General features: G+C 73.7%; 20 protein-coding genes. 14 read left to right on the plus strand and 6 right to left on the minus strand.

What is annotated here, in order from left to right; genetic code table 11:
• Nucleotides 1–99: 99 nt before the first annotated feature.
• The 4 genes from ABZZ04_RS32645 to ABZZ04_RS32660 all read right to left on the minus strand — a co-directional run bounded on the left by ABZZ04_RS32645 (nucleotide 100) and on the right by ABZZ04_RS32660 (nucleotide 7,043).
• Nucleotides 100–2,238 (minus strand): AAA family ATPase, encoded by a 2,139-nt coding sequence (locus ABZZ04_RS32645; RefSeq protein WP_356935847.1) that lies wholly within the window; start codon nucleotides 2,236–2,238, stop codon nucleotides 100–102.
• The gene (locus tag ABZZ04_RS32650; protein WP_356935848.1) at nucleotides 2,235–2,939 is read right to left on the minus strand and encodes a DUF4255 domain-containing protein; all 705 of its coding nucleotides are present in this window, start codon (nucleotides 2,937–2,939) and stop codon (nucleotides 2,235–2,237) included. The genes ABZZ04_RS32645 and ABZZ04_RS32650 overlap by 4 nt, the downstream gene beginning before the upstream one ends.
• Nucleotides 2,936–6,112 carry a hypothetical protein gene (locus ABZZ04_RS32655; protein WP_356935849.1) on the minus strand — a complete coding sequence of 1,059 codons (3,177 nt, stop codon included), beginning with the start codon at nucleotides 6,110–6,112 and terminating at the stop codon, nucleotides 2,936–2,938. Before ABZZ04_RS32655 ends, ABZZ04_RS32650 begins: the two co-directional genes overlap by 4 nt.
• Nucleotides 6,113–6,317: 205 nt before the next feature.
• Nucleotides 6,318–7,043 carry a LuxR C-terminal-related transcriptional regulator gene (locus ABZZ04_RS32660; protein ID WP_356935850.1) on the minus strand — a complete coding sequence of 242 codons (726 nt, stop codon included), beginning with the start codon at nucleotides 7,041–7,043 and terminating at the stop codon, nucleotides 6,318–6,320.
• 227 nt (nucleotides 7,044–7,270) lie between these two features.
• Between ABZZ04_RS32660 and ABZZ04_RS32665 the strand changes: the two genes are divergently transcribed.
• The 5 genes from ABZZ04_RS32665 to ABZZ04_RS32685 all read left to right on the plus strand — a co-directional run bounded on the left by ABZZ04_RS32665 (nucleotide 7,271) and on the right by ABZZ04_RS32685 (nucleotide 12,060).
• Nucleotides 7,271–8,557: a hydrolytic protein gene (locus ABZZ04_RS32665; RefSeq protein ID WP_356935864.1), complete on the plus strand. Its 1,287-nt coding sequence runs from the start codon at nucleotides 7,271–7,273 to the stop codon at nucleotides 8,555–8,557.
• Between the two features lie 855 nt (nucleotides 8,558–9,412).
• Nucleotides 9,413–10,933, plus strand: a complete 1,521-nt coding sequence (locus ABZZ04_RS32670) for a phage tail sheath family protein (RefSeq protein ID WP_356935851.1) — start codon at nucleotides 9,413–9,415, stop codon at nucleotides 10,931–10,933.
• 40 nt (nucleotides 10,934–10,973) lie between these two features.
• Nucleotides 10,974–11,414, plus strand: coding sequence for a phage tail protein (locus ABZZ04_RS32675; RefSeq protein WP_148833111.1), 441 nt, complete (start codon nucleotides 10,974–10,976; stop codon nucleotides 11,412–11,414).
• Nucleotides 11,411–11,905, plus strand: a complete 495-nt coding sequence (locus ABZZ04_RS32680) for a hypothetical protein (RefSeq protein WP_356935852.1) — start codon at nucleotides 11,411–11,413, stop codon at nucleotides 11,903–11,905. Before ABZZ04_RS32675 ends, ABZZ04_RS32680 begins: the two co-directional genes overlap by 4 nt.
• Nucleotides 11,902–12,060 carry a DUF6760 family protein gene (locus ABZZ04_RS32685; RefSeq protein WP_003966147.1) on the plus strand — a complete coding sequence of 53 codons (159 nt, stop codon included), beginning with the start codon at nucleotides 11,902–11,904 and terminating at the stop codon, nucleotides 12,058–12,060. Before ABZZ04_RS32680 ends, ABZZ04_RS32685 begins: the two co-directional genes overlap by 4 nt.
• 1,317 nt (nucleotides 12,061–13,377) lie before the next feature.
• On the opposite strand, the gene ABZZ04_RS32690 is transcribed toward ABZZ04_RS32685, so the two are convergent.
• Both ABZZ04_RS32690 and ABZZ04_RS32695 read right to left on the minus strand, forming a co-directional pair.
• Nucleotides 13,378–13,926, minus strand: a complete 549-nt coding sequence (locus ABZZ04_RS32690; RefSeq protein ID WP_356935853.1) for a hypothetical protein — start codon at nucleotides 13,924–13,926, stop codon at nucleotides 13,378–13,380.
• A gap of 201 nt (nucleotides 13,927–14,127) precedes the next feature.
• Nucleotides 14,128–14,610, minus strand: coding sequence for a hypothetical protein (locus ABZZ04_RS32695; protein ID WP_356935854.1), 483 nt, complete (start codon nucleotides 14,608–14,610; stop codon nucleotides 14,128–14,130).
• Nucleotides 14,611–14,740: 130 nt separating this feature from the next.
• On the opposite strand from ABZZ04_RS32695, the gene ABZZ04_RS32700 reads away from it, so the two are divergent.
• The 9 genes from ABZZ04_RS32700 to ABZZ04_RS32740 all read left to right on the plus strand — a co-directional run.
• Complete coding sequence (locus tag ABZZ04_RS32700; protein ID WP_356935855.1) at nucleotides 14,741–15,007, plus strand: hypothetical protein; 267 nt, start codon at nucleotides 14,741–14,743, stop codon at nucleotides 15,005–15,007.
• Between the two features lie 49 nt (nucleotides 15,008–15,056).
• A complete protein-coding gene (locus ABZZ04_RS32705) occupies nucleotides 15,057–15,482 on the plus strand; it encodes a phage tail protein (protein WP_356935856.1) in 426 nt (141 codons plus the stop codon).
• Between the two features lie 89 nt (nucleotides 15,483–15,571).
• Nucleotides 15,572–16,294 carry a peptidase M23 gene (locus ABZZ04_RS32710; protein ID WP_356935857.1) on the plus strand — a complete coding sequence of 241 codons (723 nt, stop codon included), beginning with the start codon at nucleotides 15,572–15,574 and terminating at the stop codon, nucleotides 16,292–16,294.
• Entirely contained in the window at nucleotides 16,291–18,057 is a 1,767-nt protein-coding gene (locus ABZZ04_RS32715) for a VgrG-related protein (RefSeq protein WP_356935858.1), read from the plus strand. The genes ABZZ04_RS32710 and ABZZ04_RS32715 overlap by 4 nt, the downstream gene beginning before the upstream one ends.
• A 60-nt stretch (nucleotides 18,058–18,117) precedes the next feature.
• Nucleotides 18,118–18,435: a PAAR domain-containing protein gene (locus ABZZ04_RS32720; RefSeq protein ID WP_356935859.1), complete on the plus strand. Its 318-nt coding sequence runs from the start codon at nucleotides 18,118–18,120 to the stop codon at nucleotides 18,433–18,435.
• Nucleotides 18,432–18,851, plus strand: a complete 420-nt coding sequence (locus ABZZ04_RS32725; RefSeq protein WP_356935860.1) for a GPW/gp25 family protein — start codon at nucleotides 18,432–18,434, stop codon at nucleotides 18,849–18,851. The genes ABZZ04_RS32720 and ABZZ04_RS32725 overlap by 4 nt, the downstream gene beginning before the upstream one ends.
• Nucleotides 18,851–20,812, plus strand: coding sequence for a putative baseplate assembly protein (locus tag ABZZ04_RS32730; RefSeq protein ID WP_356935861.1), 1,962 nt, complete (start codon nucleotides 18,851–18,853; stop codon nucleotides 20,810–20,812). Before ABZZ04_RS32725 ends, ABZZ04_RS32730 begins: the two co-directional genes overlap by 1 nt.
• Nucleotides 20,809–21,372, plus strand: coding sequence for a phage tail protein (locus ABZZ04_RS32735; protein WP_356935862.1), 564 nt, complete (start codon nucleotides 20,809–20,811; stop codon nucleotides 21,370–21,372). Before ABZZ04_RS32730 ends, ABZZ04_RS32735 begins: the two co-directional genes overlap by 4 nt.
• 4 nt (nucleotides 21,373–21,376) lie before the next feature.
• The coding region (locus ABZZ04_RS32740; protein WP_356935863.1) for a zinc ribbon domain-containing protein at nucleotides 21,377–21,680 on the plus strand (304 nt) is incomplete at its 3' end.

A 21,680-nucleotide genomic window follows, 5' to 3' on the forward strand; every position in this document is an offset into this window, starting at 1 on the left:
GAGGTTGGTCCGTTCGTGCGAAGCACCTCAATGATGCGCGTAGACAAGCCAGTTGTATAGACGGCCGCATTCCGCCCGGCACGATCCGAACGAGCGGCCCTATCCTCTGCCGCGCCCCTGCCCACGGCCCAGCCACGGGCCGAACTCGCTCTCCATGACCAGTCGGCCGAGCTTGCGGTACTCCTGGAGCACGGCCGAGACGACCTGCTCCATGCCGAGCGGTCCCCCCGCTTCCGCCGCCCGATAGGCGGCGGTCACCGCACAGGAGCGGATCGACCCTCCCGCCAGTTCGAAGCGCTGCGCGCAGAACTCCAGGTCGAGGTCCGCGGCGCGCGGGATCTCCGCCCCCAGGCAGCGGTCCCACAGCGCCAGTCGCTGCCGGACGTCCGGCATGGGGAACTCCGCGATCACGTCGATGCGACGGGTGAACGCCTCGTCGAGGTTGGCCCGCAGGTTGGTGGTGAGCACCGCGATCCCGTCGAAGGACTCGATGCGTTGCAGCAGATAGGCCGACTCCACGTTGGCGTGGCGGTCGTGCGCGTCCTTGACCTGCGAACGCTTCCCGAAGATGGCGTCCGCCTCGTCGAACAGCAGGATGCCGTTGACGTCGGACGCCTCGACGAAGATCCTTTCGAGGTTCTTCTCGGTCTCGCCGATGTACTTGTCCACCACGATGGACAGGTCCACGACGTAGAGCTCCATGCCGAGCTCCGACGCCACCACCTCGGCCGACATGGTCTTCCCGGTGCCGGACTCACCGGCGAACAGCGCGACGACCCCTCTCCCCCGGCCGCCTCCCGGCCGCATCCGCCACTCGCCGAGCACCTGCCCCCGGTGGCGGGCGCGCAGGGCGAGTTCGGACAGTTGGCGGTGGGTCTCGGGAGGCAGTACGAGGTCGTCCCAGCCGACCGCGGGCTCGATGCGACGGGCGAGCCGTTCGAGCCCCGCGCCGTTCTGCGCCCGGACCGCCGTGCGCAGGTCCCGCACGCCCACCGGACGCTCCTCCAGGGCGGCCAGCCGGGAGGCGACGGCTGCGGCCTTGCGCACCTGCTCGGCGTCGAGCCGGTAGGCGACGGTGGCCTCCACGACCCCCGGCTCGACCCCCGCCTCCCCGGCGGGCAGGCCGACGGACGTACCGGCCAGGCCGAGCGCCCGGCGCCACTGCCGTGCCACACCCGCGGGGCCGGGGGGCGGGACGTGGACCGGGACCGGGCTGTCCCCGGCCCACAGGGGGTCCCAGTTCTTCGTCCCGTACACGACCAGAGGGGCGCCGCGGACCGCCGCGCACAGGTCACCGAGCAGCCGGGCTCCCTCGGGCCGTTCGGGGGCCAGCGCTTCGAGCGGCCCGAGGACGACGCCGCCGCGGCTCAGCCGGACCTCGGCCGCCAGGGTCCGTACGAGGTCCGCCGGGCCGGGGGCGGCGGCGAACGCCGCGATGTCGACCACCAGCGGACGGCGCCCCGCGGCGAGGAGCGCCTGGACGGCCAGTCCGCCCGGGTCTCCGCCCCGGTCGAGCAGGTGCACCAGGCCACTGCCCGTGCCCAGGGCCGCCGCGACCCTCGGCGTCCCGGGCGCCGGGTCGGGCTGCTCGTCCCCGGGCCCGGCCACCCGGACCAGTCCGCGCAATCTCCCGTCGGGTTCGTCGTCGCCGAGCAGATGGGCGGTGACCCGGTCCGGTGCCCGCAGCACCCGCGAGAGCAGCGGGCGGTCGGCCTCCAGGACGGTCAGCAGTCCGCCCGCGACCAGGGGCGCGGACGGCGAGAACCGGAAGCGGCCGGAGCTCGCGGCGGGCAGCCCGCAGAGTTCGAGGGCCAGACCGATGGTCGGCCTGCGCCGGTTGAGGTCGTCGTTGAGGTAGCCGTAGAGCCGCTCGAACCGGGCGTCGATGTCCGGCGCCATCGCGACCATCAGCAGGTCGACGTCGAGCGGGGTCAGGCCGAAGTCCTCGACGAGCCGGCCGAGCCGGCCCCCGGGGCCCGGCGGCACCGGGGGCTCGGACGCGTACTGCGGTACGGGCCCGAACGCGTCGCGGGCCGCCAGGATCCGCTCGGCCCCCTCGGGGGTGAGGTACTGCCCCCGGTAGGGGTCGTCGGGGTGCGGGTCGACGGCCCGCCGGGCCGCGACGGCGTTCCTGACCCGTTGTTCGACATGCCCCAGCCGTTCCCAGAGCTCCTCGACGGCCGTCGGGACGCCGGGCCGTTCCGCGGTGGTCCGGGGGGTGTCCTGCGTGGTGGTCATCGGGCGGCGCCCCCGCGTCTGCGCCGGCCGGGCGGCAGTTGCCGTTCACGTCCCGCGGCGAAGCCCTGCCCGCCGGGGTCGGACGCCCCGTCGTAACGCAGCCGGCGCCCGGGGCCCGCCCCGTCGCCGTCGCGGGCGGGCGCGGCCCGCACCACCAGTCCTTCGGTGACCGGCGGACCGGCGGGCTCCTGCTCGCCGGCCAGCGGTGCCCACACCCGCAGGTCGATCGCGGCCTTGAGCTCGCCGCCGAGCGCGGACCACACGTCGGCGGTGGACTGCCGGTCGGTGCTCGGGCCCGCCGCCTCGATGTCCACGGTCAGCCCCAGTTCGGCGAGGCTGCCGGTGAGCATCCGGGCGGGCAGCACGTCGGCCCGTACGAGGCAGCGCAACACCTCGGAGAGCAGCCGGTGTTCGTCCTGCGGGCGGTTGGTCCAGGCGGTCACCAGATAGGTCAGCTCGAACCAGCGCGGCGGGGTCCGCCGCCCGACCACCAGGCCCTGGTCGTCGTGCTCCTCGGCGGTGCCGGTGCGGCGCCGGGTCGCGTCCTCGCGGATGCCGTGCAGGAAGACGCTGACCGTGGGTGCGTTGCGCCGGGCGGACCACTCCTTGGTCGGCGCGTCGAAGACCAGGTCGACGCCGCTCTCCTGGAGGCCCGCCTCGACCAGCAGCAGCCGCAGCCCCTCGTCGACTTCGTGGATCACCGGCGCCCCACCTCGTCCGGCGGGACCATGGTGCCGTCGACCACCAGGAAGCGGGTGGTGACCGGGCTGAACCCGGGGCCCGTGGCGGTGATGGTGCGCGGCCCCGTCCGGTCCTTCACCAGGATCAGCAGCTGCGCGATGAACGTGCGGTCCGCGCCCGGGACGGCGGGCGGCGCGGACGCCGTGATCCCCGGTTTCCAGGTGAGCCGCACCGGGGCCCCCGGCGGGAAGTCCTTGCCCCGTACGGAGGTGACGAACCCGGGCTTGCCGACGGCGGGCACCGCGACGATGCGGGGCTGGAGGATGCGCAGCGCGGTCCTGGCGACGTTGTCGCGGGGGTCGGCGTCGGTACCGGTCGTGGTCAGTCTGCCGGTGATGGTCGTTCTCAGTGCCCGGTCGGGTTCGAGGACGACCCGGATCACCGTGGAGGCCCGGGGAGCCAGGTCGGGCAGGGTGCACACCCCGGCCGCGCAGCCCGCCGGAAGCGGACCCGTCGGAACGCGCGCGGGCAGACCGAGCCTCAGCCGCAGCCCGGTGGCGAGGGCGTTGCGTCCGTTGCGCACGGTGTACGTCACCACGACCCGGCCGCCGACGAACCCGGGGCTGGGCTGGGCCCGTACGACGACGCCGGGGCCCGCCTCGGGCTCGGGCGGCGTGGGCGTCGGGGTGGGTGTCGGAGTCGGTGTCGGGGTGGGCGCCGGTGCGTCCCGGACCGGGACGACGGTTCCGGTGGCGTTGTCCGTGGGGTTCGGGTCCACCACGGCCCCGGCGACCGACCAGCCGATCCGCTGGTCCCCCGTCGTCACCCCGGTGAGCCGGGCGGTGACCGTCACGCTCCGGCCCGGCCGGAGCACCCCCAGGTCGCACTGGGGCGAGGCGGCGGCGCAGGACCCGGCCGGGGTGGTGAGTTCCTCCAGGCGCACCCCGGGCGGGGCGTCGATGGTGAACACGGTGCCGGGCGAGGGGGCGGGCCCCCGGTTGGTGACCGTGACCTCCACCTCCCCTGTGTCGCCGACCTCGATCGAGGGGGCGGTGGGCGGCGCGGTCAGGGACAGGTCCACGGACTGCTGGAAGGCGGGCTCCTTCTGCCGCCCGGTGAGCCGCCCGCCGAACGGCGTCAGGGTGCCGGAGGAGAGGTCCAGCACGGCCAGCTGCTCCGGGGAGTTCGACTCGGCCTCCCGGCGCGAACTCATCACGAGCCGTCCGCCGTCCGGCGACCAGGCCACGTCACGGGGCTGGAAGGGGCCGTTCGGCGGGGTGTCCGGAAGGTCCTGACGGCAGGCCCCGGGGTCGTCCCGCCGGGTGTCGGGGAGCACCACCCGGCACTCGTCACCGTTCGGCGAGGTGATCAGGATGCCGCCGCGCCCGCTGTTCTGGTCGTTGCCGCCGTCCTTGCGGTTGAAGGCGATGCGGGTGCCGTCCGGGGAGAACGCGGGGCTGTCGTCGATCTTCTTGCACTCGCCGGGGCAGATCGTGGCGCTGAGGTCGTACTGCTGGTCGAGCGCCTTCACCGGCGCGGTCCAGATGTGCTTGATGCCGCCGAGACCCCGGATCACGTGGTTGCGGGTGAAGGCGAGGGTGGTGCCGTCGGGCGACCAGGCGGGCTGTGCGTCCTGTCCCGCCAACTGCCCGGCGGGCGGCACGACCTTGTCGATGATCTCGCCCGTCGCGACGTCCGCGACGAGGATGCGGCTCGGTCCCGCCTTGTCGCCGATGCCGCCGGGCGAGGTCCTGGTGAACGCCAGTTTGGTGCCGTCCGGGGAGAACGCGGGGTCGGTGTCCCAGTCACCGGGGCTGCGCCCGGCGAGCGGCATCACGGCGGCGTTGCCGCCGTCGGCGTCGGCCAGCCAGATCCGCTCGAAGCGCGCGTTCTCCGGGCCCTCGAAGCGGGTCACGACGATGCGCCGGCCGTCCGGGGTGTAGCTCTGCCGCTCGGTCCACGGGTCGTACGTGTCCCTCGGGTTGAACAGCAGGTCCCTGTCGCCGGTGCTCCCGGCGTTGGGGTCCTCGCGCAGGACGAGGATTCCGAGGTCCCGCGGGTCGGAGCCGTCCTGCCGGACGTCCTGGAGCGTCACGGCGACCGGATCGGCGCGCTCCGCATCGTCGTTCTCCTTCTTCGGCCTGCGCGGCGTGTGCCGGGAGACGATGACGGTGCCGGTGTCCAGTGGGCCGGTCCAGGTGGGCGATTCGAGCGCGCGGTCCTCGTCGAGTTCGATCGACGGCTCGGCCGGGTCGAAGGCGACTGTCCGGTAGACACGGTCGTACTCGCATCCGCAGGGGGCGCCGGGGCCGAGGAAGAGCAGGCCCTTGCCGTCCGCCAGCCAGGCGGCCGAGCGGGCGCGCCAGTTGATGTGGTCGCCGGCGAGCAGCGGGCGGTCGGTGCCGGGGCGGCCCTCGGTCACCCGCAGCTGCGGCTCCGCCCCCTTCTTGGTGAGGGTGTACGCGACCTGGCTGCGGTGGGCGTCGTCGTCCACCGGGTTCCACGCCGGTTCGGTCGCGCTGCCGTCCTCTTTCCCCGTGTTCTCGCTGATGACCCTCGACGAACCACCGTCCACGGCCCGTTCGTAGATGAGCCCGGCGCCCCCGTCGCCGGAGTCGCAGGAGAACGCGATGCGGGTGCCGTCCGGGGAGAAGGTCGGGGAGGTCTCGTTGTTGGGGGTGTCCATCAGCCGCCGCAGACCGGTGCCGTCGACGCCGACGATCCACAGGTCGCGCTGGACCGTGCCGTCCGCGCCCCGCTCCTCGGAGTCGAACACCACGGTCCGCCCGTCCGGGGAGAGCTCGGGACGGGCGGCGTCCCGGTCGCTGGTGAGCCTGCGCACCGCCCCGTTCGCCTCGCGCACGTACACCTGCGGGCGGACGCTGTCGCGCAGGCTGGTGAAGACCGTCACGTCGCCGCGGACGAACGGGTCCTGGTCGTAGTGGGCCGGTCCGGGCCCGAACAGCGGGTCGGAGTTCTTCGTGTCGACGACCCGGCCGATGCTTCGGTGCTCGGTCCCGGCGTAGGTGATGCGCCCGGCGTCGACCGGGGTCTCGTCCGCCGCCGCGGCCAGCCGTGGCGCTCCCTGCGGCCCGGCCGCGGAGCCCGCCACCAGGAGCGGTGCCAACAGCACCACCACGCCTGCCAGTCGGTGCAGCCGGTTTCGCCTCGCCGGGCCAGCAGTGCCGGTCACGGCCCACCTCACAGTCTGGTTGATGACGCTCCCCTCGCCAGCATCCCGCTCGCCCCGGGCCGGGAACAGGCCCCGAGTACCCGTACCGGGGGAAGGAACCGCTGCCCTTTGCGTCCGCCCCGCGGCTCCCCCGTCCCCGGGAACCCCGGCGCGCTCCCGTGCGGCGGTGTCGGCGCACCGTCCGCACGGGAGCCCGGGGCGGGACTCAGATGAGCCCGTGCCGCATGGCGTAGCCGACGGCGTGTGCCCGGTTGCGCAGTTCGAGCCGCGTCGCCATCTCGTGCAGCACGTTCTTGACGGTGCGTTCGGAGTACGAGGTCTTCTGCGCGATCTCCGCCGTGCCGAAGCCCTCCGACACCAGCCGGATCATCTCCGCCTCCCGTGCCGTGAGGGTGGAGAGCGAGAGCCCCCGGGGGTCGAGGACCGTGCGCTGGAGGCTGCTGACGTGGTCGAGGAGCTTTCCGAGCAGGTCGCCCGGGAGCACGCCCTCGCCGTTGGCTATCGCCGTCACCAGATGGACCAGGCGGTCCTGGTCGGCCTCCCCGCGTCTGAGCACGGCTGCCACGCCGCACTCGATCAAGGTCTGGAGCGCGCCCGATTCGAAGAAACCGACGACGAGTCCGGTGCGGGTCGCGGTGTTGCGCTGGAGTCTGGAGAGGAGCCGGACGGTGGGTTCGTCCACCATGTCCACCACCACTAAGGAGACCTGGGCCCGGTCGGCCTCGGCCTCCGTCGTCAGTTCTATCTCGGGGCGCGGGCGCAACTGGTGTATCACGCCGGTCTGGAGTATCAGGTCCTCCGCGTACACCGCCACGGAGACCCTGCCCGAGGGGGTCTTCCGCGCGCCGCGCTGGGCGGAGCGTTCCGAAGCGGTGGGCCTGCGGAACTGTCCGCGCACCGCCGCCTCGCTCTTCACGTCTGTCGTCGTCATCGTTCCGTGCTCGTCTTCCTCAGGTGCTCTTGTCTCGATGTGCCGGTCGCCATGCCCGTCCGTGCCGGGCCCCGTCAGGGGGACCTGGCGCGGGAGAGGGGCTCGGGGAGACCGTGCCGCGGGGCTCCGGGGGCACAAGCCCTGCCCGTACGTTGCCCTCCCGTCTCTGCTGCGCCACCGCGTCCTCGGCTTAACGTCGCATCGTGACCACATCTGCCGAATTCGAAATGTCCACGGTGACGGTGTCGCCCGGCGCCGAGGCGACGACGACCCTGACCGTGCGCAACGACGGCGACATCGTCGAGGCCTACACGCTCGAAGTGGTCGGCGACTGCGCCGCGTGGAGCACCGTGGAGCCGGCGCGCGTCTCGCTCTACCCGGGCACCTCCGAGGTGGTGACCGTACGGCTCGCGCCGCCCCGTTCCCACGAGGTCCGGGCCGGGGAGACGCCCCTGGGGGTACGCGTCCTGCCCGCGGAGCGCCCCGAGTCGGTGGCGGTCCCCGAGACCACGGTGGTCGTCGAGCCCTTCCACGAGCTCCGGGAGCAGCTCGACCCCCGTCGACGGCGCGGGTGGCGGGGAGCCCGGTTCCAGACCTCGGTGCAGAACCGGGGGAACACCCCGGTCGGCGTCGTGTTCACCGGAACCCAGGACGGGGAGGAGCTCCGGCTGGCCTTCTCCCCCGACCAACGGCGCCTGGAACCGGGCGAGTCCGCCGAGGTGGGTCTGCGGGTGCGGGCCCAGAAGCTGATCTGGTTCGGCACGCCGGCCACCTGGCCGTTCGAGGTGGAGGTCGCCGAGAAGACCGAGGGGGAGGCCGAGGACGGGCAGCCCCACCGGCCGGAGACCCTGTCCGGCGAGTTCGCCCAGATACCGATACTGCCCCGGTGGCTGCTGATCGTGCTGGCCGCGCTGCTCGCCCTGCTGCTCGCGTGGTTCGCGCTGGTCAGGCCTGCGGTGAAGAGCACCGCGGACCAGGCGGTGGCCGATGCCGCGGAGAAGGAGCGGCGGGACGGCGGTCAGCAGGGCGGGGCCTCGTCCGGCGGCTCGGGCGACGCCTCCGGCGGTCAGGGGCAGGACGGGAACCAGAAGCCCCGGCCCGGCCAGTCCTCCGGTGGTTCGGGCGGTTCCGGCTCGACGTCGGGCGGGGGCAACGACCAGCAGATGTCGGAGACGATCGACGTACAGGTCGGCGCCGGGGGCACGAAGAAGAAGCCGTACCAGGTGCCCGAGGGGAAGGTGTTCGGCGTCACGGACCTCGTGGTGGCGAACTTCCAGGGCGACGAAGGGGTACTGACCATCACGTTCGGGAACCGGAAGATCACCACCATCGCCCTGGAAACCTTCCGCAACCAGGACTACCACTGGGTCACCCCCATCGAGGTTCCGGAGAACGAGACAGTCACCGCTTCCGTGACGTGCAACAAACCGGGTACTCCGGCCACCGGAACCCAGGCAGCCGGATGCCACCAAGTGGTAAACGTCAGCGGCATCCTGCGCGACCTCGCACCGTAGAACAAAGCACTGAGCCCCTCTTCCCCCGGGCGGGAAGAGAACAGCAGAAATTCCGCCCCGGGGAAACCCGGCTTGCCGCGCGTTGGCGAAACTCTTTCCCTCTACACCCTGGTGAAACGGACCCGTGACGGTCCGCGGAGCGACGGAGGGGCGAAGAGCGTCCGGTACGCGTTCGCCCTCCGCCCCTCCGTCGCCGTCCGGGCGGAGGGGGATCGCACGGGCGCCCGCACGGCCCGCCGGGTTCCTCCGGCCGTGCGGGGTCGGCCGGTCGACCGGTTCCATGACTCATTCTGGCCGATAGTGGCCGTCCCTCGATCGGGCTTTGACCACGGGTTGTCCCATCGCGACAGCGGTTGGTGGACCTCGTCGGAAGGCACGCGGTACGGCGACGGGGCGGCCGCAGCGGGAGCGTACGGGTGCTGTCGGCGGACGCCGCGGCACGGCGACGGTCCACGGCCCCGTGCGCCCGTCGGGAACGGCCGGACGGGCATCGGCACGAAATGTGTTCGCGAGTGGTTCCGCGGGCCCGTCGGCCCCGGTTCCCATGCCTTCATTCACCGTCATTCTCCGGGGCCGGGCATCCGTATTCCGGGCACTCGGGCAGCCGACGGACCGTCACGCGCGTTCCGCGACACCGGAGTTCATCCCGCGTTCATCGAATGGGGCAAAAGAATTGCTACGGGCCGGGCCCGGGAAGCCCGTCGCGAATGCCCTCACGGGGAAGAATTCCCTGCCCCCGGGGGCGCCCTGAAAGGCAGTGATCCTGCCCCGTGCCCAGGACTCCGGGGCCTACTGTCCGCCGGGGCGGCCCGGCAAGACTGGACGGCGACCGGACGACCACCCGAAGGAGCGAGTATGCCGTCGTACCTCACCCCCGGCGTATACGTGGAGGAGGTGCAGTCCGGAGCACGGCCCATCGAGGGAGTCGGCACGGCGATCGCAGCCTTCGTCGGTTTCTCGGAGACCGGCCCCTTCCACCAGCCGACCCTGGTGACCAACTGGGACCAGTACGTCCAGACCTTCGGCACCCACGCACCCGGCACGTATCTGACGCGCGCGGTCCACGGCTACTTCGCCAACGGCGGCGGCGCGGCCTACGTCGTACGGGTGGGCGGCGCCGCGCAGGGCGCGGCCGCCGGCGGGGCGGCCCCGTCCGTCGCGCTCGGGGGCTTCCAGGTGTCCGCACGGCCCGGCGCGGGCGGTGACCTCTCGGTGGAGGTCGCCGACGCCGAGGGGGAGAACCCCCCGGAGGACCGGTTCCGGCTGCTGGTGCGGCAGGCCGGCAAGGTGGTGGAGACCTTCGACGTCTCCATCCGCAAGAGCGTCAAGGGCTACCTGGTCACCCAGGCCCGCCAGTCCAAGCTGATCGACGTCGTCGAGCAGCCCGGCGCGGCCCAGAGCCGTCCCGCGAACCAGGTCCTCCCGCTCTCGCCCGCCGCCGCGGGCCCGGGGGCCGGTGCCGCGACCGTGGACCTGGCCGAGTTCGTCGGGGACTCGTCGCAGCGCACCGGCATCGCGGGGCTCGAGGCGATCGACGAGATCACCATGGTCGCCGTTCCGGACCTGATGAGCGCCCACCAGCGCGGGGCCGTCGACGCCGAGGGCGTCAAGACCGTCCAGCTCTCGCTGATCTCGCACTGCGAGCAGATGGGCGACCGGGTCGCCGTACTGGACACCCCGCCGGGCATGAACGCGCAGCGGGTCCGCGCCTGGCGCAACGACGACGCCGGATTCGACTCGCGCTACGCGACCGTGTACTACCCGTGGATCAGCGCCTTCGACCCGGAGGCCGGCCGCAACTCCCTGATGCCGCCGAGCGGTCACGTCTCCGGCGTGTGGGCACGCAGCGACGGCGAGCGCGGTGTGCACAAGGCCCCCGCCAACGAGGTCATCCGCGGTGCCCTGGACCTGGAGATCCGGCTCAGCAAGGGCGAGCAGGACCTGCTGAACCCGATCGGCGTCAACTGCGTGCGTGCCTTCCCCGGCCGCGGCATCCGGATCTGGGGCGCCCGCACGCTCTCGTCCGACCCCGCCTGGCGCTACCTCAACGTGCGCCGTCTCTTCAACTACCTGGAGGAGTCGATCCTCCTGGGCACCCAGTGGGTGGTGTTCGAGCCGAACGACGACCGTCTGTGGTCGAGCATCCGGCGCAACGTGACCGCCTTCCTCACCGAGGAATGGCGCCGGGGCGCCCTCTTCGGCCGCACGGCCGAGGAGGCGTTCTACGTCAAGTGCGACCGCGACAACAACCCGCAGGAGTCGATCGACCTCGGCCAGGTCGTGTGCGAGATCGGCGTGGCACCGGTGAAGCCCGCGGAGTTCGTGGTCTTCCGCCTCTCGCAGTTCTCCGACAGCACCAGCCTCGTCAACGAGTGACCCGGCAGGGTCCGCAAAACGGAACAGGTGACACAGAGTCATGGCAGAGGGCGACGCTCTTTCCACCCACGTCTTCGGCGTGCAGCTCGGCGGCTATCTCGTGGAGTCGATCCAGGAGGTCAGCGGTCTGACCGTCGAGGAAGAAGTCGTCGAGGTCCGTCAGGTGACCGCCGAGGGCAAGCAGATCATCCGCAAGCAGCCCGGCGCCCGCCAGGCGGGCGAGGTGACGATCACCCGCGGGCTCGACAAGAGCAGCGAATTCACCAAGTGGATCAAGGAGACGCTCAACAACGGGGCCGTCGACACCGCGCGTCAGAACCTGACCATCGAGATCAAGGACTCGAAGGGTGACACGGTCCGGCGCATCCAGTTGATGCAGGGCTGGGCCAGCAAGTGGGAGGGCCCGTCCCTGAAGGCCGGCGAGTCCAGCCCGGCCACCGAGACGGTCACCATCACCTTCGAGGAGATCGTGGTCGAATGAGGCGCAGGACCGTTACGTCGGGCGGACTCGACGAAGTCCTCGACACCCTGGCGTCCGCCCGGTCCGCCGCCCGCGAGGAGGCTCCCGCCCCGCCCGCGGCGCGGGAGCGGGAACGCCAGGACCTGCAGACGGAGTTCGAGTTCGAGCTGCCGCGCGGTTACGTCGACGACGAGGGCCAGGTGCACCGGCAGGGCTCGATGCGCCTCGCGACCGCGCGGGACGAACTGCGCCCGCAGATCGACCTGCGGGTGAAGGAGAACCCGGCGTACCTGAGCGTGGTGCTGCTGAGCCAGGTGATCACCCGGCTCGGCACCATCACCGATGTGCACGCCGGGGTGGTGGAGCGGATGTACGCCACCGACGTGGCGTTCCTCCAGGACTTCTACCGGCGGATCAACAGCGAGGGCCATACGCACGCCGCGGTGACGTGTCCGTTGTGCCACGGCTCGTTCGAGGTGGACCTCTCGGGTGGGCGCCTGGGGGAATCGTGACGTACGCGCTTCCCCGTCTGCGGGAGGAGATCGCGTACGTCGCCTACCACTTCCACTGGCAGCGTGAGGACATTCTCGACCTCACCCACGGCGAGCGTCAGCAGTGGGTCCGGGAGATAGCGCGGATCAACACCCGCGTCAACGAAGGCGGGTGATCGTATGGGGTTCGGCGACTGGTTCCGCCGGGCGGACCGGACGCCGTCCGACGTCCCCTCCGGGGGCGGGGACGGGGCCGGGGCCGCCCCGGACACCGACCGGACCGACCTGCAGGGCGGTGACTGGGACGGCGGCTGGCGACAGGTCGCGCCGCCCGCGGTGACCGTCGCCCGGTCCTCGATCGGGGTGAGCGACGGGCTGCGGTTCAGGTCCGGCCTCGCCTCGTGGCAGAACGTCGCGTTCGGCGGCGAACTCGGCCATGCCGTGATGCCGTCCGCGCCGGTGGGCCTCATCCGCGGGGTCACCCGCCCCGCGGGCGCGCATGAGGTGTCCGCCGGTGGGCCGCTGCTGCTGCGTGCCGCCCGGCCCGACCCGGACGGGGGCACCGAGCCCGTCACCGGCCCGCCGTCCGCGGCGGGGGGCACGGGGCGGGGACCGGCGGTCGTCCAGCGGTCGGGCGCTCCGGCGCCGTCCGGGTCCTCCGGAACTTCCGGGTCTTCCGGCCGGGAGACACCTCGGCAGGCCGCTCGCGGCAGCGGTACGACCGCGCCGGCCCCAGCAAGGACGTCTCCGGCCAGGAGCGCAGCGGCGGCGCCGTCCGGCGGGGGCGACATGCCGGTACCGGCCGGGCCCCCGCCCACCCGTCCCGCCCCGGTACGCCCCCGACGGACCGCGCCGCCGCTGATCGTCGCCCGGCGCCCGGCGATGCCGCTGCGGCACATCACCGGGGTCGTACCAACCTCGGCGGCCGCGCCGGCCGTCTCCGCGCCCGTCACCGACGGCGGCACGCGGCGGATCACGTCCGGGCTGCCGGACACCCCCGCGCCCGTATCCGCCCCGACGCCCGAACCCGCGACCGGGCCGGCCGGCCCCGCCGGGCCTCCCGAGGTCACGGCGGTACGGCCCGCCCTGGGCAAGCCGCTGCGGGAACTGCCCTCCGGGGCCGTGCCGGCCGATCCGGCGGGACGGCGCGGGGCGGTCGTGCCGTCCGGCCCTGCCGGGCAGCCCGGACCCGGCATGCCCGTGCTCCAGCGGCAGGAGGCGGAGACACCGGCCCCGGCGACCGCGCGCCCGCCGGAGGCGACGGCACCACCCGCGCGCCCGCAGTCGTCCGCGCGTACCGATGCCGCTGAGCCGTCCCGACCGTCTCCGTCCTCGTCCCCATCGGCTCCGGGACGGGCTCAGGAGCCCGCCGGGCACGGGCCGTCGAAGCCCTCGGGCCCCGATGGGGCCTCGCCCGACCGGGCCGACCGGGCGAGGCCCACCCGTGGCGGGATCGGCGCCCCGCTGCCCTCGCTCCCCCCGACCGCCAGGCGTCAGGACGGCGCCCCCCTGCTCGGTGACCGCCGCCGGCCGCGTCCGGGAGCCATGGGTTCCGGGCAGGGCTCGACGCCGGGACGTGGGCCCTCGTCCTCCCCGTCGGCCGCGCCGTCCGGGCCCGTGGGGACACCGGCGCGCCCGAACGGGCCCTCCGCGATGCCGGTGCTCTCGTCCCCCGCGTCCGGCTCTCCCACCCCGACCACCCCGACCGCCCCGACCGGGCCCACCGGTCCCACCGGGCCGAAATCCGCGACCGTCCAGCGCGCGGCGGACACCCGTCCGACCGCGAACACGCCCGCCACCGGCCCCTCTTCCCCCGCCACGTCCCCGGTGCCCGCCGCTCCGGTACGCGTCCGGCGGATCGCCCCGGAGCGGTCCTCGGCGGTCCCGGACGAACGCGCCGGAGGACGGGCTCCCGTCGTCCAGCGGTCGCGTGCCCTGCTCCCGAACAGGGCGCTGGAGATCAGCACCGGCGCGGCCGAGGGATTCTCGGCCCCGGTCGCGGCGACGGGCGGCGGTCCGGCCCGGCCGGTCGTGGCGGCCACCTGGCGTCGTGACGTACCGCAGCCGGAGGCCGCCGTACCGGCGCCGGGGCACGGGAACGCGTCACCCGGACCGCACCGGCCGGCCGGTGGTCCGTCCCCCCGGCCGGTGTCCGCTCCCCCGCCGCCCGCCGGGCCCGCCTCGCCCGAGCGGCCGGTGCGCACGGGACGGGCCCCCGAGGGGCCCGGCCCCGGGGGGACCGTTCAGCGCTCGGTGTCCGGGGGTGCTCCGGGCGGAGCGCCGTCGGGCCGGACGCCGTCCGGTGGTCCCGCCCGTTCCACCCGTCCCGCGTCGGACGGCGGCGGAGCGCGGGCCACGACCGGTACCGGCCGGGCGGGGCGCGGGGCGTCGATCGGCGGCTCCCTCCTGCGGCTCGTGCAGCGTTCGGCGCGTGGTGGGCCGGTCGTGCCGTCCGGGCCCGACGTCCACCCGCCGGCGCGGGAGCACGGGGAGTCCCGTCCGGCCCGTGTCTCCGCTCCGCCGTCCTCGACGCCGCGCCCCGCACCGGCACTCCCGTACGCGTCGGCGTCCCCCTCCGGGGGGTCCGCGCCGTCCGCCGCCCGGCCGGTTCCGGTGGTGCGCCCGCATCCGCCCGGGGCGACCGGGCCGGTACCGGCCACCCCGGCCGTGCAGCGGATGGCGATGCCTGTGGTGCCCGAGTCCGCCGGGCCCCTGTTCACCGGCACGGCGTCAGGGGACGGCGTCGTGCCGGGCGGAGCACCGCCCCTCTCGGTGCGGGTGCCGCAGCGTCCCTCCCCGGGTCCTGGAGCCGGCCCCTCCCCCGGTCCGGCGGCCGGGGCGAGCGGTCCGGGAGCCGTGTCCCCGGCCGTGCAGCGCGCGGCGGCCGCGGCCGGGATCACCGGCGTCCCGGTCAGGGCGGCCCCGGTGAAGCCGGCCGGTCCACCGACGAGGAACGGACCGGCCGCCCCGCCCGACGCGGCTGCCCCGGCCGCGCACCGGGTGACCGGGGCGGAGATCGAGGAACTGGCACGCCGGCTGATCGATCCGGTGAGCCGGCTGATCCGCGCGGACCTGCGCCGGGGCCGGGAACGCACCGGCCGGTTGTACGACAACCGCCGCTGACGACGGCTCCGCCCGACGGAGCACTGGGAAACGGCAGAGAAGAAGAGCAATGACGGACAACATCTTCGCGACGAGCGTGTTCTTCAAGCTGGTGATCGGGGGCAACGACCTGGGTGCCTTCCACACCTGCTCGGGCCTGGGCGCCGAGGTGGAGCTGGAGCAGTACGCCGAGGGCGGGAACAACGGCTTCACCTGGCAGTTGCCGGGGCGGATCACCTGGTCCAACATCACGCTGACCCGCCCGGTGACCGCCGACACGCTCAAGATCACGCGGTGGCTGAACGACACGATCCAGCGGGTCGAGCGCAAGGACGGCGAGATCGTCGCGCTCCGTCCCGACCTCAGCCGCATCATCAGCTGGCAGGTGCAGGGCATCGTGCCGGTGCGCTGGCAGGGCCCCTCCTTCGATCCCGCCAGCTCCCAGCCGGCGATCGAGACGCTGGAGATCGCGCACGAGGGCCTGGAGCCCTCCTGAGCGTTCGTCGAACCGCTCCGGAAGTCCGGCGCCCCTGCGGCCCGGCAGCCCGTCACCAGTGAAGTCCCGGTCCCGGAAGGAGGAACGCGATGTCACCCGTTGCCCGCACGAGCCGTGCTCGCGCCCAGCTGACCATCATGGAGCCGCCCGCGGAGGTCGGCGCCAAGCCGGGCGGGAGGATCGCCCAGATCACGCTGCAGTTCAACCCGTCGCAGCTGTCGTTGAACAAGAGCACCGAGTGGCGGCGCACCCCGTCCCGGATGGCCGAGCAGTCCGCGCTGCCCGAGTTCGTGGGCAGCGGTCCCCGGACCCTGTCCATGGAGGTCTTCCTCGACGCCACGGCCACCCATGACAACTCGGTGGAGAAGGCGGTGGAGCAGCTGATGCTGGCGTGTGCGCCCACCCCGAAGAGCCTGGCCCGCAAGACCCCGGCCAGTCCCTGGGTGCGCTTCGACTGGGGCACGGCCCGGACGACCTCGTTCGACGGTGTGATGTCCAGCCTGTCCATCTCGTACACCCTCTTCGACGTCGACGGAAAACCGCTGCGCGCCACCTGTTCCCTCTCCATCGAGGAGGCGAGCGGCGAGCGGCTGGGACAGAACCCGACGTCGGGTTCGCGGGAGGCGCGGCGCACCCATCGGGTCGTCGTCGGCGACAGCCTGCCGCTGCTCGCGTGGCGGGAGTACGGCGACGCCACCGCGTGGCGCACCATCGCCCACGCCAACGACATCGACGACCCGATGCAGTTGGTCCCCGGCAGGGAGCTGGTCGTGCCCGGCCTGGAGGCCCCCGCGGCGGAGGGCGGCCGATGACCGCCCCGGGCCGTTCCTTCGCCGCCGATCCGATCGTCGAGGCCCCCGGCGAGCTGCCCCCCGTCTGGGCGACCCAGCTGGTGAGCTGTGTGGTCGACGAGAACGTCGGCCTGCCGGACACCGCCGTGCTGACGTACCGGGACCCCGACCACAAGCTGCTCACCGCCACCGGGCTCACCATCGGCACCCCGCTGAAGATATCCGTGGTCACCGTGCAGGAACGGGCGCGCGAGCGGCTGTTCACCGGTGAGGTCACGGCGCTGGAACTGGACAGCGACACCACCGGTTCGTTCACCGTCGTGCGGGCCTTCTCCAGGGCCCACCGGCTGCAGCGCGGCCGGAAGGTGGTGGCCTACCGCAACATGCGGGCCGCGGACATCGTCCGCAAGGTCGCCGCGGGCGCCGGGATCGCCTGCGGGAAGATCGAGGCCGCGCCCGTCACGTACAAGCAGCTGACCCAGCCCAACGTCTCCGACTGGGAGTTCCTCCAGTACCTCGCGGGCGAGAGCGGCGCGCACGTGCGGGTGGACGACAAGGGCCTGTTGCAGTTCGTGAAGCCGAAGCCCGCCTCGTCGGCGCCCTCCCCCGACACCTCCGCCGCCCGGAACCCGATGGTGCTCGAGTACGGGCGCAATCTGCTGGCCCTGCGGGCCGTGCTGACCGGTGCGGACGGGGCGAACGACGTGGAGGTGCGCGGCTGGGACGTCGAGACCAAGCGGCGGCTGGTGGCCCGTGAGCAGTCCGTGCGCAGCGACACGGTGTCCCCGGGGATGAGTCCGTCGAAGGCGGCCGGGGCGTTCGGTTCGCGCGCCCGGCTGACGGTCGCCGACACCCCGTACCGGACCCAGGCCGAGGCCACGGCCGTCGCCGGTTCCCTGGCCGCCTCGGTGAGTTCCGGTTTCGGGGAGATCGAGGCGGTCGCCGAGGGCAATCCCCAGCTGCGGGCCGGTGAGCCGGTGGCGCTCGGCAACGTCGGGCCCGCGTTCTCCGGCCGCTACACGGCGACCGCGGCGCACCACGTCCTGGAGCCGGACGGCGGCTACCGCACGACGGTGCTGGTGAGCGCCGCGCCCGACCGTTCCCTGGCGGGGCTGGCCGGTGGCGCGAACGCGCCCGCGCGCGGTCCCCGTGTGCCGGGCCTCGCGATCGGTGTGGTCACCGACATCCGTGAGGGCAAGGACGAACGGGGCTGGGTGCGGCTGAAGTTCCCCTGGCTCGACGACACCTACGTGTCCGACTGGGTCCGTACGGTGCAGTGGGGCGGCCGGGGCGGCGGCGGTGTGTTCAGTCCCGAGGTCAACGACGAGGTGCTGGTCGGGTTCGAGCAGGGCCTGCTGGACAGCCCCTATGTGCTGGGCGGTCTCTACAACGGGGTCGACAAGCCGTCGCCCCACGACGTACCGCTGGTCGACCCGACCAGCGGCAAGGTCAACCGCCGTTCGCTGGTGTCCCGTTCGGGGAACCGGCTGGAACTGCTGGACAGTCCGCGCGGGCTGTCCGGTGTCCGGCTGGCCAGTGGTGACAAGCAGCTCGACGTCACGCTGGACGAGCGGCGGAACGAGATCGCGCTGAAGGTGCTCGCGCCCGGCGGCAGCCGGGTGCTGAGCTCCGTGGTCCTCTCCAAGTCCGGCATCACGCTCGACGCCGGTACGGGCGAGGTCAACGTGAAGGGGCGTTCGGTGACCATCAACGGCAGAACGGGGGTCACCGTCGACGGCGGACTGCTCGCCGTCCTCAAGGCCAAGCTCATCCGGATCAACTGACGCCCCGACACGGCCCGTACGGCGGCCGAAATCCTTTTCGCAGCAAGGAGAACAGCGACCATGCCCCCTGCAGCCCGGACGGGCGACTCCACCGTTCACGGCGGCCTCATCGGAACCCCGCCACCGGGTGCCGTGGCCGTGGCCACCGTGCTGATCGGCGGCAGGCCGGCGGCCGTCGCCGGCAGCCTGCACGTGTGCGTGGTCCCCCCGCACGCCGCGCTCGGGCCCGGGAACGTCGTCCTGCCCAACCCCGCCGCCGCGATCGGCGGCCAGGTGCTGATCGGCGGGCTGCCCGCCGCCCGGATGCGGGACAGCACCAGCTGCGGCGCGCAGATCATCACCGGTGCGATGAACGTCCTGATCGGGGGTCCGGTGTGAGCGGCTTCATCGGGCGCGGCTGGGGCTTCCCGTTGCGGGTCGGTCCCACGGGCGGCATCGGCATGGTCGAGCGGGACCAGGAGATCGAGGAGGCGATCGGGCTGATCCTCGGCACGGCGCCGGGAGAGCGGCCGATGCGGCCGGAGTTCGGCTGCGGCATCCACGACCACGTCTTCGCCCCCGGCGACGGCGCGACCGCGGGGCGCATCGCGCACGAGGTCCGCACGTCGCTGGAGCGCTGGGAGCCGCGCATCGAGGTCACCGACGTGGTGATCGCGTTCGACGCCGTCGAGGAGGGCACCTTGTACATCGACGTGCACTACACCGTGCGCGCCACGAACGACCTGCGCAACCTCGTCTTCCCCTTCTACACCATCCCCTCCTCCGAGGGCTCCGCGGAAGCGGGGGTGCGCTGATGGCCCTGCCCTCCCCCAACCTGGACGACCGGCGCTTCCAGCAACTCGTCGACGAGGCCAAGCGGTACGTCCAGCAGCGCACCCCGGAGTGGACCGACCACAACGTGTCGGACCCCGGCGTCACGCTCATCGAGACGTTCGCGTACATGGTCGACCAGTTGCTGTACCGGCTGAACCGGGTGCCGGACAAGAACTACTCGGCCTTCCTCGACCTGCTGGGCGTCACGTTGTTCCCGCCGACGGCGGCGCGGGCGGAGGTCGACTTCTGGCTGTCGGCCCCGCAGCCGGAGGCCGTGCTGCTCCCGGCGGGGACGGAGGTCGCCACCTCGCGCGGCGAGGCCGAGGAGGAGGTGGTGTTCTCCACCTCCGACGACCTCTCGGTCGTGCCGAGTTCGCTGGTCCGGCTGGTCACCGCGCCGGTGTCGGGCGAGCAGACCGACCGGACCGCGCCGCTCGGCGCGGGCCAGGACGTCCCGTGCTTCCAGGCCCGGCCGGAGCCGGGCGACGCGGTGCTGTTCGGGCTGCCGACCGCCGTTCCCCGGTGCATCGTCGCCGTGCGCCTGGACAGCCGGGTGGAGGGCGTGGGCGTCGACCCGCGGCAGCCGCCGCTGGTGTGGGAGGCGTGGGACGGTGCCCGCTGGGTGACGTGCCGGACCGGCACCGACAGCACCGGCGGACTGAACCGGCCGGGCGAGATCACCGTGTTCGTCCCCGCCGGGCACACCACGTCGGTGGCGGCGGGGACCCGGGCGGGGTGGCTGCGCTGCCGGGTCACCGCTCCGGAGCCGGGCCAGCCGTTCTACTCCGAGTCGCCGACGATCCGGGAGGCCGAGGTGTTCACCGTCGGCGGCACCGCGGACGTGGAGCACGCGGAGACCGTCCTGGACGTTCCGCTCGGCGTCTCGGAGGGGGTCGCCGGGCAGCGGTTCCTCGTGGACAGGGCTCCGCTGCTGCTGGACGGGGAGCCGCCGGTGGTGCAGGTGTCGTCCGCGGAGGGCTGGCAGGTGTGGACCGCCGTGGAGCACTTCGGCGCCTCCCTGCCGGACGACCGCCATGTGCGGATCGACGCCGTCACCGGCGAGTTCGCGTTCCCGCCCGAGGTGCGCGAGCCCGACGGGACGATGCGTTCCTGCGGCGCCGTGCCCGAGAAGGGCGCGCAGCTGCGGATCCCCCGCTGCCGGACGGGCGGCGGTGCGGCCGGGAACGTCGCCCGGGGCGCCATCAACGTGCTGCGCAGCTCGGTGCCGTACGTGGCGAGCGTGAACAACCGCGAGGCGGCCCGGGGCGGGGTCGACGGCGAGACGGTGGAGAACGCGAAGGTCCGGGCGCCCAACATCCTGCGGGTCCAGGAGCGGGCCGTCACGGCCGCGGACCACGAGGTCATCGCCCGTGAGGCGGCACCCTCCCTGCGCAGGGTCCGGTGCCTGCCCGCCGTCGCGGGCGAGGGCGGTGCGGTGCGGGTCCTGGTGGTTCCCGACGCGGTCCCGGACGAGGGCGGGAACCTGCGGTTCGAGCAGCTGATCCCGTCGGAGTCGGTGCTCTCGGCGGTCGCTGCGCGGCTCGACGAGCGGCGGCTGGTCGGGACCCGGCTGGTGGTGGAGCCGCCCGCGTACCAGGGTGTCACCGTGGTCGCCAGGCTGGTGGCGTCCGGTGGGGACGTGGACCGGGTCCGTACGGAGGCGCTCGCGGCGCTGTTCCGTCACATCGACCCCCTGCGGGGCGGGGCGGAGGGGACGGGCTGGCCGTTCGGCAGGCCGGTGCAGTACGGCGAGGTCTTCTCGGTGCTCCAGAACGTGCCGGGGGTGGGCCTGGTGGAGGAGGTCCGGTTGTTCCCCGCGGACCCGATCACCGGCCGGCGCGGGGCGGCGCAGGAGCGGATCGACGTCGCCGCGGGTGCCCTGGTCTTCTCGCACCAGCACCAGGTCGTGGTCACCGCGGGCGGGCGGGGGGACGGCTCATGACCAGGGCCGCTGTGCCGGGGCTCCCCAGCCGCTACCCGATCGGCGGGCTGCTGCCCGCGCTGTACGCCGACGACGACCTGGCCCAGCGGTTCACCGCGGGCCTGGACACCGTGCTGGCCCCCGTCCTGTCCACCCTGGACAACCTTCCGGCCTACTTCGATCCGGCGCTCGCCCCGGCCGACTTCCTGCCCTGGCTGGCGTCCTGGGTGGGTGCCGATCTCGATCCGGGGCTGCCGCCGGAGCTGCGCCGGGCCGTCGTGGCACGAGCCGTCGAGCTGCACCGGTGGCGGGGCACCCGCCGGGGCCTGGTCGAGCGGCTGTGGCTCTGCTTCGGTGTCCACGCCGACATCCGTGACGGCGGGGGCGTCGTCTGGTCGCCGGAACCGGGAACCGCGCTGCCCCCGGCTCCGACCGGCGAACTGCTGGTGCGGGTCTGGACGCCGCACGGGGGGCCGGTGGACGCGGACCGCGTCCAGGAGGTCGTCGCGGCGTCGTGCCCCGCGCACCTCACGTGCCGGGTGGAGATCCTGCCGGGTCCACCGGCGGAGACAGGAGGCTGACACGATGCGCCCATGTCCGGCGTGCGGTGCGGGCAACCGCGAGGACGACGAATTCTGCGGCAACTGCGGTTCCTACCTGGGCTGGTCCTCCCGGCCGCCGCAGACCCCTCCCGCCGCCACGGAGCCCACCGGTCCGGAGGAGCCCGCCGCCCCGGCGGAACCGGCCGCCGGGCCGACGGGCCGTGCTCCGGACGCTCCCGCGGCCGGTGCCGCCCCGCAGGCTCCGGGGCCCTCGGCCGGGCCCCCGCCCGCCCCGCGTTCCGAGCCGCCGGTGGCGCCCGCGCGGTCGCGCACGCCGGAACCCGCCG

Source organism: Streptomyces sp. NPDC006435 (genome assembly GCF_040612315.1).
Classification (GTDB): domain Bacteria; phylum Actinomycetota; class Actinomycetes; order Streptomycetales; family Streptomycetaceae; genus Streptomyces.